Source organism: Barnesiella sp. (assembly GCF_022723415.1).
GTDB lineage: Bacteria > Bacteroidota > Bacteroidia > Bacteroidales > Barnesiellaceae > Barnesiella > Barnesiella intestinihominis.
Map to the genome: position 1 here is coordinate 13,952 of NZ_JAIJHU010000045.1, position 14,483 is coordinate 28,434.

The window sequence follows — 14,483 nt, forward strand, 5'->3', positions numbered from 1 at the left end:
AAAGTTGAGTGCAAAGACAAAAGGAAATCATATTTCCGACTCGGCTATGCCGAATCGTATCCCATAAATATAGCGAAAATCAAACACAAAAAAGCTAAGCTCGCTGAGACTTTTCGACAAGACACTCTATATTAATGTGAAAAGAAACAGGGTGACAAAAAATATTCCCCCTTTCTGCGAACTATAGGAGAGAAAGGGGGAATATCTATAATAAAAAAGCCGGTGTGCATAACTCGCACATCGGCTTATGCCTAAATAGAAATATCTACGATCTCGAACGACATCAATCCAGAAGGCACTTGAATCTCTGCGATGTCTCCGACTTTCTTGCCCAACAGTCCTTTGGCGATAGGCGTCGTGGCCGAGATTTTTCCTTCTCTCAAATTGGCTTCGGACTCAGATACGATGGTGTAGGTCATTACCGCACCGTTCTTCACATTTTTAATTTTTACCGTATTCAAAATCTGAACCGTATGGGTGTTCAATTTACTCTCGTCGATAAAGCGTGCATTCGCCACTAAATCTTTCAACTGAGAAATTTTCATTTCGAGCATTCCTTGCGCCTCTTTGGCGGCATCATACTCGGCATTTTCCGAGAGATCTCCTTTATCACGTGCCTCACCGATAGCCCGTGAGATTTCGGGACGCTTCACATTTTCGAGATAAGCGATCTCTTCCATCAATTTTTTGTAACCTTCTTCGGTCATGTACGTAATAGCCATAATCTAACTCCTATAGTTTATATTAAATAATTTTCTCATCGAGATGTCGTTTCAATTTTTCGAAGGTTCCAATATCACTTGGAAATTTCAAAACGGCTCCTAAACAAAAAAGAAATCCCGCCGTTTGTCGGGACTCCTTTTTGTGCTTTCAATGTGACAAAGATACTCTCTTTTTTTTATCTTCCAAAAAAAAACAACGATATTCGTCCAAAAGTTCATTTTTCGAGTCTCGTACCGAACCTTAAAGCCGAGACTGTACCGCGTTTTCTATTTCATCGACTTTTTCTATCCGTTTTACAATACCGTCATTCCTATCGATAACAAAGCATGTAGGCAATGTCTTCACATTATACATGGCGGCATTATGCGAATAAACGCTTTGAGGATCTCGCACACAAATCCACGGGAGATTATCGGCCGCAACTTTCCAAGCCTGCTCGTCGGCATCCAAAGAAACTTGATATATTTCCAACCCTTTCGACTTGTATTTTTTATAGAGCTCGGCCAACTTCATATTATACACCGGAGAATAATCGGCCTGATAGGCGGTAAAACTCAGAAGAACGACTTTACCAGCATCGACAAAATCGGACAAGACCTTTTTCCGTCCTCGCAAATCGTATAATTCTATATCCAGAAAATTGGCTGTGCTCGCTTCGATTTCGGGCTTTTCCTTTTGCGCAGCACGCTCAGCGGCAATAGCAGCCAGTGTCATGTTCTTCAATTGTTTGGATCGAGGCGAATCGGGATAAAGCGAATCGAATCCCGTAGCGACGGCAGCTATCAATTTTCGGTCATCGGCATCATAAGGATCAAATATTTTATCTCCGTTTATTTCTTGAAAAACAATATAATATGCAGTTGCCGAGGCCGGATTTTCCAATACCAAATCGAACATTTTCTTTTTATAGGCGGCCAAATCTTCGATTGCCTGCTTCCGCAAATCGTCGACACGGTCGCTATTGGAAGACATGGCTCGGGACAGTTCATCGATTCGTTTTTTTAACTTGGCGCTTTCCTGAGCGACAATGCGCATCTTCACACATTCGTCCGACCCTGTAAGTTCATAGTCATTGGCAAAATCGGCCGCATTCGCCGAGAGGTTCAATGTTTCGGTCGAATCTATGGCCAAATGTATGATGGACTTGTCCAATCTCAATTGATAAAACTCAGGATACTGCGGAGCATGATACTTGAATTTAAACCGACCGTCCTTATCCAATTCGACAGAATCGAGAAGCTCTGTACCATTCACAGCCAACGACTCTAAATACAGTACTTGTCCATCGGCATCGGCCACGCGTCCCTGAATGGAAAATTTCTTATTGTCGCACGAGGTTATCACCAACGCCATTGCACACCCAAATACCCACTTTTTCATTTCCGTATATGTTATAAATTATGTTCCTTTCTTCAATTGCAAAGATAGTATACGCCGAGAGTAGAAGCAAATTCACTTGATTATACCGGGGCATAACCTATTTCGCACTATGCAAAGATAATGCAAATGAAGACAGAAGCAAAACACATTTCAATTACATTGATTTTCACTATCAATGGCAAAAATAGTGCAAATCGAAAGTAGAAACAAGTTTACTCGACATATACCGAGGTACAGGTTACTCCCGCATTCGCCGTAAACGGTCACATAATTGAGAAGCTCGCGCAAGCAAAATGTCAGGAGAAAGTATAAAAAAACGAAATTAAACCGACTCAGACTCCTCTCTACGTATTCTATTTTCGCATTTTTATTTCATAATCATAGTTTTACTTTCAAACTTTCATTATCTTTGCACGATTTTGAGAAGGAAAAAATAAAGAAAAATCGATTTTATGATTAAACAAGTTATTAAGAAGACCATCGATTTGGGTGATGGAAGGACCATCACCATCGAAACCGGCAAGCTAGCCAAGCAAGCCGATGGAGCCGTCGAGGTTCGCATGGGCAACACCATGCTGCTGGCTACCGTATGTTCGGCCCAAGAAGCCGGTGAAGGCGTGGATTTCATGCCTCTGCAAGTAGAATATAAAGAACGTTTCTCTGCTTTCGGCCGTTTCCCCGGAGGTTTCACCAAAAGAGAAGGCCGTGCTTCGGATTACGAAATACTTACTTCCCGTTTAGTGGATCGTGTATTGCGCCCCTTGTTCCCCGAAAATTATCATGCCGACACATTCGTGAACATCATGTTATTTTCGAGCGACGGCGTAGATATGCCCGACGCTTTGGCCGGTCTTGCCGCTTCGGCAGCTTTGGCCGTTTCGGATATACCTTTCAATGGCCCTATCTCGGAAGTACGAGTTGCCCGTATCGATGGTAAATTCAAGATAAATCCCACTTTCGCCGAATTGGAAAAAGCCGATATGGACTTAATGGTGGGAGCCACTTATGAAAATATTATGATGGTAGAAGGCGAAATGGACGAAGTTTCGGAGGCCGATTTGCTCGAAGCATTGAAAGCCGCCCACGAAGCTATCAAGGTTCATTGCCTTGTACAAAAAGAATTGGCAGAAGCCGTAGGCTCTACCGTGAAAAGAGAATATTGCCACGAGACCAACGATGAAGAGTTGAGAAAAGACGTTTGGGCAAAATGCTACGACAAAGCATACGCTATCGCACGTTCGGGAAATGCCGACAAGCATGCCCGCCAAAACGCTTTCGACGCGATTGTCGACGAATACTTAGCCGGCATGAGCGAAGAAGATGCCGCCGAAAAAGGAGCTCTTGTAAAACGCTACTACCACGATGTAGAAAAAGAAGCTGTTCGCCGTTGTATTCTCGATGAGGGTATTCGTTTGGACGGACGTACTACCACACAAATTCGTCCTATCTGGTGCGAAGTCGATTATATACCCGGACCTCATGGATCGGCAGTCTTCACTCGCGGTGAAACGCAATCTTTATCGACCGTAACTCTCGGAACCAAACTCGACGAGAAAATTCTCGACGACGTATTGAATCAAGGTCGCGACCGTTTCTTGTTGCACTATAACTTCCCCCCCTTCTCCACTGGTGAAGCCAAAGCTCAACGTGGCGTAGGTCGTCGTGAAATAGGACACGGAAACTTGGCGAACCGTGCGCTTAAACGTATGATTCCTGCCGATTATCCTTACGTGGTACGTGTAGTTTCGGATATTCTCGAATCAAACGGTTCCTCCTCGATGGCAACGGTTTGTGCCGGGACATTGGCTCTTATGGATGCCGGTGTGAAAATCAAGAAACCGGTATCGGGCATAGCTATGGGATTGATTACCGATAAAGACAATGTGAAATATGCCATTCTCTCGGATATTCTCGGTGACGAAGACCACCTCGGGGATATGGACTTCAAAGTGACCGGAACTCGCGACGGTATCACAGCGACCCAAATGGATATCAAGTGCGACGGACTTTCTTACGAAGTTTTGGAAAAAGCATTGAACCAAGCCCGCGAAGGTCGTCTGCACATTCTTAATATTATCACCGACACTATCGCCGAACCTCGCGCCGACTTGAAACCGCACGCGCCTCGTATCGAAACGATGATTATCCCGAAAGACATGATCGGAGCCGTAATAGGCCCGGGCGGAAAAATTATCCAAAGCATACAGGAAGCCAGCGGAGCTGTCGTTACTATCGATGAAATCAACAACGAGGGACACATAGAAATATCTGCTGCTAATCTCGATTCTATTAAAGATGCCATACGTCGTATCAAATCCATCACGGCTCAACCCGAAGAGGGAGAAACTTATACCGGAGTCGTTAAATCGATTTTACCCTTCGGCGCTTTCGTAGAAATTCTTCCGGGAAAAGACGGATTACTCCACATCTCGGAAATCAGCTGGGATCGCCTCGAATCGATGGAGACATCGGGCATCCACGAAGGAGACGAAGTAACGGTAAAACTCATCGAAATAGACAAAAAAACCGGTAAATACCGCTTGTCTATGAAGGCGCTGTTGCCCCGCCCCGAAAGAGCTCCCCGCAGCGACCGTCATTCTCGTAACGACAACAACCAATAAGAATCATTTATTTGCCGCATAAAAGCCGTGTATTTCCCATACACGGCTTTTTTTATTCGTAATAAGAACAAGCTCTTCCCCCTCATGTTTCGCAAAAGATATAGCGAAGAAGCGTTGAATCCCCCTTAATACTATGGAAAGCAAGGCTCAGGAGGAAATTAGTGAAGATTGTCTTTTAAATTCTCTCTTGTATTTGCGAATAGGAGTGAAAAGAATATTCGCAGTGACATCTTAGTTCCCCACCCTCAGCTCATCGCAGATGAGATAGGGAGAACGCTCGTAAGGCGAGAGGATTAAATATCCGATACAAACAGTCTAATGTGATGTTGTTTTCAACCCCTCCGTCACTTCGTGCCACCTCCCCTATATTTTGTTTGACAACCAAACACAGGGGAGGAGGTTTTAATTAAGCAAGAATCAACCTTTCACCGAAAAGTCCGGAATGTGGTTATCTACAAAAATTTCATCGCTAAAATTCATGTCTATCCCACGAGGTTTTACTGAACCGAAAGCAGCAGAGAGTCTCACCATAAAGTTTCAAAAACACCGGCAACAATCATTCCGAAAGAATGTAGCTCCAACTTATTCATATTTCTTTCATTTGTAAAATACCCTTGAAAAACAGCTCTCGAATACAGGCTGAAAAAATAAAAACAGCTTCTAAAAATTCTCATTTTTTTACTTATTTAGAGCAAAAATAGCTATCTTCGTTTGCAAATCACTCACAGCTTATGGCAGCACTGAAACAGCAGTTGCAACAAAAATTGCAACAGAAACTATCGCCCCAGCAGATACAGTTGATTCGACTCCTCGAACTTACCGAAATCGAATTTGAAGAACGCGTACAACAAGAACTGGTCGATAATCCCGCCTTAGAAGAAGGACGGGAAGAAATCCCGGACAGTATAAACGAATTTGATGCCAACGCCGATGAAGACGGAAATCCGGGAGAATCGGCAGAGGAACTTACATTGGGTGATTATCGCAACGAAGAAGATATACCGGACTACCGACTCGAAGCCGACAACTACTCGAAAGATGACAAAAAAGAAGACATTCCATTCGTATCGGCCTCTTCATTTCACGATTACCTCGAAAGCCAGTTGGGAGAGCTTTCTCTCGACGAAACCTCCTATCAAATTGCTCAATACATTATTGGGAATATAGATGACAACGGTTATTTACAGAGACCGATACAAGCTATTTCGGACGATCTTATTTTTCAAGTAGGTTTAGACGTTCCGGTGAGCCAAGTAGAAGATATTTTACAAATGATTCAGGAGTTCGAACCGGCCGGTGTCGGAGCTTCGAATTTACGGGAATGCCTGCTACTCCAATTAGAGCGCCACGAAGGGACTCCTGCCAACTTATTGGCTTACAAGATCATCGACAAAATGTTCGAAGAATTCTCTAAAAAGCATTACGACAAAATCATGCGCCAATGTAATGTTTGCGAAGAAGAACTGAAACAAGCCATACGAGAAATCACGCTACTTAATCCCAAGCCCGGAAGCGCATGGAACAACAGCTATTCGGGCAGCTCGGAACATCACATTATTCCCGACTTTTTTGTCGAAGCGCAAGATGGGGAGTTAACCATCGGGCTAAATAACGGGAATATACCCGAACTACACGTAAGCCGGGATTATCAGGATATGTTCGACGATTATTCCTCGAACAAACAAAACCAGACTCGGGAAAAACGGGATGCCCTGTTATTCGTCAAACAAAAACTCGATGCGGCGCAATGGTTTGTCAATGCTGTAAAACAACGACAGGAAACACTGCTGAGCACAATTAAAGTCATCGTAGATTTACAAAAAGATTTTTTCCTCACCGGCGACGAACGCAACTTGAAACCCATGATTCTGAAAGATGTCGCCGAACGTGCGGGATATGACATTTCTACCATCTCCCGAGCCAGCAACAGCAAATACGTGCAAACAAATTTCGGCATTTATCCGTTAAAATATTTCTTTTCCGAATCTATGCAAAACGATGCCGGAGAAGAGGTTTCTACCCGGGAAATCAAAAGATTGTTGGAAGAACTGGTAGACCACGAAGACAAACATAAACCCCTCTCGGACGATAAGCTGTGCGAGCTGCTGCAACAAAAAGGCTATCCGATAGCCCGGCGTACAATCGCTAAATACAGGGAACAACTATCGATACCGGTAGCCCGATTGCGAAAAGAAATTTGAATGAATCAAACCGAACGACACATGAAACTATTAGCCACGATTCTATCGACTATATTCCACCCGTTATTGATGCCAACTTACGGAATCGCCATCGCACTTTATACGTCCTATATGAGAGTCTTCGGCGACAGACTGTTAGGAATCATCGTCATAGGCGTATTGCTCACCACTTGCATACTTCCGTCCTTAGGCATATTTATCCTCTACAAAACAGGTCATATCAGCGATTTCAGACTTCACAACCGCACCGAGCGTACCGTTCCGTATATCATCAACTTCGTTTGTTATATCGCATGTTATCTCTACTTATACCGTTTCGGAATACCGAATTGGATACTCTCTTTCATAGCGGGTGCAATCGTCTCGCTTATCATTTCTTTATTTATCAACCGATATTGGAAAATAAGCGCACACATGGTAGCGGCCGGAGCGATGGTTGTATTGGTATTCCTAATGAGCATTTATAGATTAATGCTCACGCCCTATATATTCCCCTTGCAAATAACCATCATTTTGCTTGCAGGACTCATCGGCTCTTCTCGTATTTTACTGAATCGACACACGATCGGCCAAGTAGGTGCGGGATTTGCATTAGGAGCCATGTGCTGCGGATTTTTATTTTTCCTATTCATATAAAACCAATCACAGACAATTTATATTTATTATGAAACCAATCGTAAGTATAATTATGGGCAGTACGTCCGACCTTCCTATCATGGAAAAAGCCGCCAAGCTGCTCGACGAGTGCGAAATCCCGTTCGAAATGTTGGCCTTATCGGCACATCGTACCCCTGCGGAAGTTGAGGAATTCGCCAAAAATGCTCGTTCCAGAGGAATAAAAGTTATCATTGCCGCCGCAGGTATGGCCGCACACCTGCCCGGTGTTATCGCTTCGATGACTACACTGCCCGTGATAGGAGTTCCCATCAAATCGGGTATGGAAGGACTCGATGCCTTGCTCGCCATCGTGCAAATGCCTCCCGGAATTCCCGTAGCGACGGTAGGAGTCAACGCAGCCCTCAACGCAGCTATTCTCGCCACTCAGATTTTGGCGCTCGGCGACGAAACCGTCGCTTCGAAAGTAGAAAAATACAAAACCGGACTTACGAAAAAAATCGTTGATGCCAACCAAGAACTCGCATCGATAAAATATAAATTCAAGACCAATTGATTCCATAGTTTCCCTTGTCATGGACTACTATAATTACCACCGCAGGAAAAGCAGTATCGTACAGATAGGAAACACACCTCTCGGAGGTGAATATCCCGTACGCATACAATCGATGACCAATACCTCCACGCTGGATACCGCGGCCAGTGTGGACCAATGTATACGCATCATTCAAGCGGGAGCCGACTATGTGAGGCTCACGGCACAAGGAGTGAGGGAAGCGGAAAATTTAGGCGAAATCAAAAGAGAGTTAATTGCCAGAGGCTATACGACACCTTTGGTCGCCGATATCCACTTCAACCCGAAAGCTGCCGATGCCGCCGCCTACACCGTAGATAAAGTGCGTATAAATCCGGGTAATTTCGTCGATAGTGCCCGCACTTTCAAACAACTGTCCTATACAGACGAAGAATATACCGCCGAACTGCAAAAGCTCAAAGAGAGGTTCATTCCATTTCTGAATATTTGCAAAGAACAACACACGGCAATACGTTTAGGAGTGAATCACGGTTCTCTGTCGGACCGTATCATGAGCCGTTATGGAGATACCCCCGAAGGTATGGTGGAGTCGTGTATGGAGTTTTTGAGAATCTGCCGCTCGGAAAATTTCGACAACGTGGTAATCTCCATCAAAGCATCAAATACGGTAGTCATGGTACGAACCGTTCGGCTACTTATCGAAACGATGGAATCGGAAGGTATGAATTATCCGCTTCATTTGGGAGTCACCGAAGCCGGAGACGGTGAGGACGGAAGAATAAAATCGGCGGTAGGTATAGGAACACTGCTGGCCGACGGGATAGGCGATACCATAAGAGTGTCGTTAAGCGAGGCTCCCGAAGCCGAAATCCCGGTAGCTTGCAAGCTGGTGAATTATATTACGGCAAGAACCGGCCACAAACCGATAACAACCCCCGACGTATCGCTGGAACAAATGGCAGCCCGAGAGAGAGAGAGTTGTAATTGTATCGGCGGCAACCAACAGCCCGTAGTTATCGCCGAAGGAGTGCCTCAAACAGGGACACGCGCCGATTTCTACTACACACACGACCGAACAGTCGGCGGCGATATTCGATCTATCGTAGATTTTGCACACTATCACGGGGAAAACGACTCCTATCCGTTATTTCAAATGCACGAATTATCTGCATTGAAATCGACTCCGGCGACTGTCCGCTTCCTACAAGCCGATGCAGCCGACCTGTCGGAAGAAATTATCGGCGAGCTGTCGCAGGAATCGGGAATAGTTCTTATTCTCTCCTCTCGGCATACCAACCCGGTAGGAGACCTGCGGGCGGCATTGGCACGGCTTACCGCGGCAAACTGCAAACTTCCGGTCGTATTCATGGTCGAATACGAAGAAAAAGAGAGCGAAGACCTGCAAGTGAAAGCAGGGGCCGATTTCGGGCCGTTTCTGCTCGATAATCTTATCGATGGCATATTCCTTCGCAATAATGGAAATATCTCGTCCCAGCGACTCACAGACTATATGTTCACGATTTTACAGGCCGCACGCAAGCGATTCAGTAAAACAGAATATATTTCTTGTCCGAGTTGCGGCAGAACCATGTTCGATTTACAAACTACAATCGCCCGTGTCAAAGCGGCGACCTCACACCTTACCGGGCTAAAAATCGGTATCATGGGATGCATTGTAAACGGGCCGGGAGAGATGGCCGATGCCGACTACGGATACATAGGAGCCGGGCGCGGCAAAGTGAGTTTGTACAAAGGTAAAGAGTGTATCGAAAAGAACATACCCGAAGAGATGGCTATCGAAAAACTGATAGCTCTTATCAAAGCCCACGGCGATTGGATCGATCCTTCCTAAGTGCCGACTACTCCGAACATGGAAAACCAAAACGATATTCATAGAGAACTGACTTCACTTCCGGTAGGGAAACTGCTTTGGAAGTACTCTGTTCCGGCAATTGTCGGTACAATGGTTATGTCTCTGTATAATGTCATCGACCGCATTTTTATCGGTCAGGGCGTAGGAGCCGATGCCATTTCGGGCTTAGCTCTGACCTTTCCTATCATGTCGTTGGCAGGGGCTATCGGTATGTTGGTAGGGCTGGGAGCATCGGCTCGCATTTCAATCGTTTTGGGACAGAACGACAAAGTCAAAGCTGAAAAAATTTTGGCAAACAGTCTTGTACTTTCGCTCTCGTTTGCCGTTTGTTACCTCACCTTCTTCTCGGTTTACATGGACAATATACTGCGCAGTTTCGGCGGCAGCGACCGTACCATTCCATATGCCAGAGAGTTTCTCATCTACATCATGCCGGGTATGCTCTGCACCAATCTTTGTTATAGTTTCAACAATATGATGCGAGCTTCGGGGTATCCGGAAAAAGCCATGTACACTATGCTCATAGGTGCTTTCTCCAATCTTATCCTCGCACCGATTTTCATTTTCTGGTTAGATTGGGGAATAAAGGGCGCAGCCATAGCGACAGATATAGCTATGGCCATTTCGGCAGCATTTGTCATGATACATTTCTTCAACCCTAAAAGCCAGTTGCGATTCCATCGTCGATACTTCAAACTCGAATGGGGAATCCTGTTCAACATCGTTTCCATCGGGTTAGCTCCGTTTTTGGTCAATGTAGCCAGCAGCGTTATCAATGCAATCATCAACACATCGCTCTATCGGTATGGGGGAGACGAGGCGATAGGTGCATTCGGTATTTTCAACAGTTACGCCACATTGGTCGTTATGCTCATTATCGGGTTGTGTCAAGGCATGCAACCCATCGTAGGGTACAATTACGGTGCAGGTAATTACACCAGAATGAAAAAAGCATTCGTTTTAACCGGCATCGTAGCGACCATTTGTTGCACGGTCGGGTGGATAGGTTCAACCTTTTTCCCGTATTACATTATACGGGCCTTCACTACCGATACGAACCTCATCGATGTAGCCATACACGGGATGCGCATCGTTATGGGTGTATTCCCGATTGTCGGATTCCAAATCGTCACCACCAACCTGTTCCAATCCTTAGGTATGGCTTCTAAGTCCATTTTCCTCAGCTTGACCCGACAAGTCATATTCCTGATTCCGTTACTACTTATTTTTCCCCGAATATATGCCTTGAACGGTATATGGATAGCCATGCCGGTTTCCGATACAATCGCTACCGCCATCACTCTGTTATTACTTTGGAGAACCGATAAAAAACTACAAAATAAAAATTCGGTTATTACCCGGTGATTTAAAACGAGAAGAGCCTGCCCCAAGACAGACTCTCCCTATTTTACTCTACGAAAAATAATCACTTCTTCATGACCGGAATTTCGCGGTTCATGCTTTGTTCCAACGAAATAAGAGTTTCCGTCGAAACCACCCCGTGAATATTCTGTATTTTGTCATTAAGCAACTCCATCAAATGCTCGTTATCGCGAGCGTATAATTTACAAAGCATTGTGTAAGGACCCGTCGTAAAATGGCATTCTACTACTTCGGGAATCTTTTCGAGCTCGGGAACGACATCGCGATACATCGAACCTTTCTCCAATTTCACCCCGATATAAGTACACGTCCTGAAACCCAAAGATTTAGGATTTACATGGTATCCCGATCCGGTAATAACATGCATGTCGATCATACGCTGAATACGTTGATGGATAGCAGCGCGGGAAACACCGCATTCGGCAGCCACATCTTTCGACGGAATGCGGGCATTGCGCATTATAATTTCGAGAATCTGACGATCAAGGTTATCAATCTTTTCCATAAAATTTTAATATATAAATCATTTTGCGACAAAAATATCATTTCTTTTTTAATAAACAGCTATATTTTATCTATTTTTTGACAAAAAGACAAACAAAAGTTTATTCTTAATCTATTATTAGCATTTTATCTGACATTTTTTCACAAAAAAGTGCCACTCAAACAAGAGCGGCACTTCAAAATATTTATAGAAAATCTATCTATTTGACAATATCCAAAACCTCTACTTCAAATATGAGAGTCGAATTGGTCGGGATTTTATCACCTCCGCCACGAACTCCGTAACCCAGTTCGGCAGGAATATACAAGATATATTTACCGCCTTTTTGCATCAACTGCAAACCTTCTCCAAAGCCTTTAACGACTTGCGTAGGAGAGAAAGTAGCGCTTGCATTGGAATCGAATTGGGTTCCGTCGATCAAAGTTCCTTTGTAAGATACTTTCGCACGTTGATTGGATTGTACTTTATCGCCTTTTCCTTCTTTAAGAACCTTATAAAGAAGTCCCGATTCAGTTTTTACCACACCTTCTTCTTTGGCTTTTTCAGCAAGGAAAGCCTCGCCTTTCGCCAAATTTTCTTTGGCTTCGGGAGTCTCGGCCAAACGAGCGAGTTCTTCTTTTTCCTTAGCTTCGGCGGCTGCTCTGAAAATAGCATCGAGAACCGAATTGGATTGCATAGCCGAAATCAACAAAGTCGTATCGCCGTCCATAGCTTGTTTATAAGCCTGAACGAATGTCGGGATATCGATCTCTACGCCGGTTCCTTGTTTGATATTATTCAACATCTCCTTAATATAAAGACCCTGACTCAATCCCATTTCATAAGAACGCTGCGTAGAATCGGTTTTCAAGGCAGCGGCCAAACCTTTCATAAAATCATTGGGATCGATGTTTTTAAGCTGTTCGTACATACCCGATTTCAGGGCTTCTCCAAAACGGGCGCCATTAGAAACACCCAGAGCATAGCTTGCGCTATCTGCTGCATTTTCCAACTTAGTAGCGGCCTTGTTTCCGCAAGAAGACATTGCCGTCAAACCGGCGAGTGCCACACAAAATAAAATAGTCTTTTTCATTGTTTATTGGGTAAATAATTATAATATTTTTATTAGTTCCACTTCAAAAATCAGAGTAGCGTTTGCCGGAATACTTCCGCCGGCTCCTTGCTCTCCATACGCCAAATCAGAAGGTATATATAATTTCCAACGAGAACCCTCGGGCATTAACTGCAAGGCTTCCACCCAACCGGGTATCACTTGGTTGACCCCGAATACTGCCGGAGTACCCCGCTGTATCGAACTGTCGAACACTTGTCCGTCAATCAAAGTTCCATGATAATGACATTGAACTTTATCGGTAACTTTCGGCTTACGACCTTTTCCCTCGGCAAGCACTTCATATTGCAAACCGCTGGGAAGTACCACCACACCGGAACGCTTGGCATTCTCTGCCAAAAATTCTTTTCCGGCCTGTTTATTCGTCTCGGCGATTTCATCTTGCAAATTGGAAAAAAACTCGTTGATGATTTTTTTTGCCTCATCGAAACTAATTTCCGGTTTTTCCTGTTTATATACAGCCTCTACACCTTTGGCAAAATCCTCGACGTTCAACGATTTGATACCCGAGCCTAAAAAATTGTGCCCCATGCTGAGACCTAATGCATAACTTAATTTGTCCATTTTCTATTTTTATTGTATTTAAGCAAACATAATAACAATATTTGCGAAGCGAAGATAGGGCTTTTATACTTAATTCAATAAATTCTCCTTAAAAAAAAACATAATTCCCGATGGAATAGTGTCACCCATTCCAAAATCTCAACACATTTTATTAAAAAACATTTGCAGCCGCCGAAGTTTTACTCTAACTTTATCTTAATTATTTAAGATGAAATCCATTTTGTTGAAACAAAAGGTATGAAAAAGAAACTGGTTGTATTGACAGGCGCAGGAATGAGTGTAGAAAGCGGGCTTTCTACATTCCGAGACAGTGGAGGGTTATGGGACCGTTACCCCGTAGAAGATGTCGCAACCCCGGAAGGCTGGGAAAGAAATCCAGCTTTGGTACAAGAGTTTTATAACAAAAGACGCAAAGAACTCCTCACCGTCGAACCCAATAAAGGGCACTTCGGATTGGCGGCTCTCGAAAAGGATTACGATGTAACAGTCATCACTCAAAATGTAGACAATCTACACGAACGCGCCGGGAGTACTCACGTAATTCATCTGCACGGAGAACTCACCAAAGTACGCTCGACAAAAAATGAAAATCGCATTTATGAATTGTCTCCCGACCACTATGAAATAAAAGCCGATGAAACCGACCGATACGGAAACCGGCTGAGACCTCACATCGTATGGTTCGGCGAAGCCGTACCCATGATAGAGCCGGCTATCGAAATCACCGAAGAAGCCGATATATTCGTCGTCATCGGAACATCGCTGAACGTTTATCCCGCCGCAGGATTGCTCCGTTACGTACGTCCGCAAGTACCGATATACCTTATCGATCCCAAAGAGGTAAAAGTTCCTGTCGATCGTTCCGTTCGGGTTATCCAAAAGGGAGCCTCGGAGGGTGTGGCAGAGCTTATCGCATTATTACGACGATAATCTCTCTTACCAACGATAAAAGCCGTCCCGAATATTCGGGAC

General features: G+C 44.3%; 12 protein-coding genes. 7 read left to right on the top strand and 5 right to left on the bottom strand.

From position 1 onward, the window contains the following. Positions 1-251: 251 nt before the first annotated feature. Complete coding sequence (greA, locus tag QVD32_RS09770; protein WP_008863075.1) at positions 252-722, bottom strand: transcription elongation factor GreA; 471 nt, start codon at positions 720-722, stop codon at positions 252-254. 241 nt (positions 723-963) lie between these two features. Further along, complete coding sequence (locus QVD32_RS09775; protein WP_118687028.1) at positions 964-2,103, bottom strand: TlpA disulfide reductase family protein; 1,140 nt, start codon at positions 2,101-2,103, stop codon at positions 964-966. Positions 2,104-2,555: 452 nt separating this feature from the next. Between QVD32_RS09775 and pnp the strand changes: the two genes are divergently transcribed. From pnp to QVD32_RS09805, 6 genes are all read left to right on the top strand, one after another. Continuing rightward, positions 2,556-4,724: a polyribonucleotide nucleotidyltransferase gene (gene pnp / locus QVD32_RS09780; RefSeq protein ID WP_021891690.1), complete on the top strand. Its 2,169-nt coding sequence runs from the start codon at positions 2,556-2,558 to the stop codon at positions 4,722-4,724. A gap of 731 nt (positions 4,725-5,455) precedes the next feature. Beyond that, the gene (rpoN, locus tag QVD32_RS09785) at positions 5,456-6,925 is read left to right on the top strand and encodes an RNA polymerase factor sigma-54 (protein WP_008863071.1); all 1,470 of its coding nucleotides are present in this window, start codon (positions 5,456-5,458) and stop codon (positions 6,923-6,925) included. Beyond that, a complete protein-coding gene (locus QVD32_RS09790; RefSeq protein WP_118687027.1) occupies positions 6,926-7,561 on the top strand; it encodes a phosphatase PAP2 family protein in 636 nt (211 codons plus the stop codon). Positions 7,562-7,589: 28 nt separating this feature from the next. After that, complete coding sequence (gene purE / locus QVD32_RS09795; protein WP_040296287.1) at positions 7,590-8,096, top strand: 5-(carboxyamino)imidazole ribonucleotide mutase; 507 nt, start codon at positions 7,590-7,592, stop codon at positions 8,094-8,096. A 19-nt stretch (positions 8,097-8,115) separates the two neighbouring features. Beyond that, positions 8,116-9,927, top strand: a complete 1,812-nt coding sequence (locus tag QVD32_RS09800; protein ID WP_021891692.1) for a 4-hydroxy-3-methylbut-2-en-1-yl diphosphate synthase — start codon at positions 8,116-8,118, stop codon at positions 9,925-9,927. A gap of 18 nt (positions 9,928-9,945) precedes the next feature. Beyond that, positions 9,946-11,313, top strand: a complete 1,368-nt coding sequence (locus QVD32_RS09805) for an MATE family efflux transporter (protein ID WP_021891693.1) — start codon at positions 9,946-9,948, stop codon at positions 11,311-11,313. A gap of 61 nt (positions 11,314-11,374) precedes the next feature. On the opposite strand, the gene QVD32_RS09810 is transcribed toward QVD32_RS09805, so the two are convergent. The 3 genes from QVD32_RS09810 to bamJ all read right to left on the bottom strand — a co-directional run bounded on the left by QVD32_RS09810 (position 11,375) and on the right by bamJ (position 13,511). Then, complete coding sequence (locus tag QVD32_RS09810) at positions 11,375-11,836, bottom strand: Lrp/AsnC family transcriptional regulator (RefSeq protein ID WP_008863066.1); 462 nt, start codon at positions 11,834-11,836, stop codon at positions 11,375-11,377. Positions 11,837-12,035: 199 nt separating this feature from the next. Continuing rightward, complete coding sequence (locus QVD32_RS09815; RefSeq protein ID WP_021891694.1) at positions 12,036-12,908, bottom strand: FKBP-type peptidyl-prolyl cis-trans isomerase; 873 nt, start codon at positions 12,906-12,908, stop codon at positions 12,036-12,038. An 18-nt stretch (positions 12,909-12,926) separates the two neighbouring features. Beyond that, positions 12,927-13,511 carry a BamJ family beta-barrel-assembly machinery protein gene (gene bamJ, locus QVD32_RS09820; RefSeq protein WP_008863064.1) on the bottom strand — a complete coding sequence of 195 codons (585 nt, stop codon included), beginning with the start codon at positions 13,509-13,511 and terminating at the stop codon, positions 12,927-12,929. 237 nt (positions 13,512-13,748) lie between these two features. Here bamJ and QVD32_RS09825 point away from each other — a divergent pair, with 237 nt between their 5' ends. Further along, on the top strand, positions 13,749-14,441 hold the full coding sequence (locus tag QVD32_RS09825; RefSeq protein ID WP_021891695.1) for an SIR2 family NAD-dependent protein deacylase: 693 nt from the start codon (positions 13,749-13,751) through the stop codon (positions 14,439-14,441). Positions 14,442-14,483 lie beyond the last annotated feature (42 nt).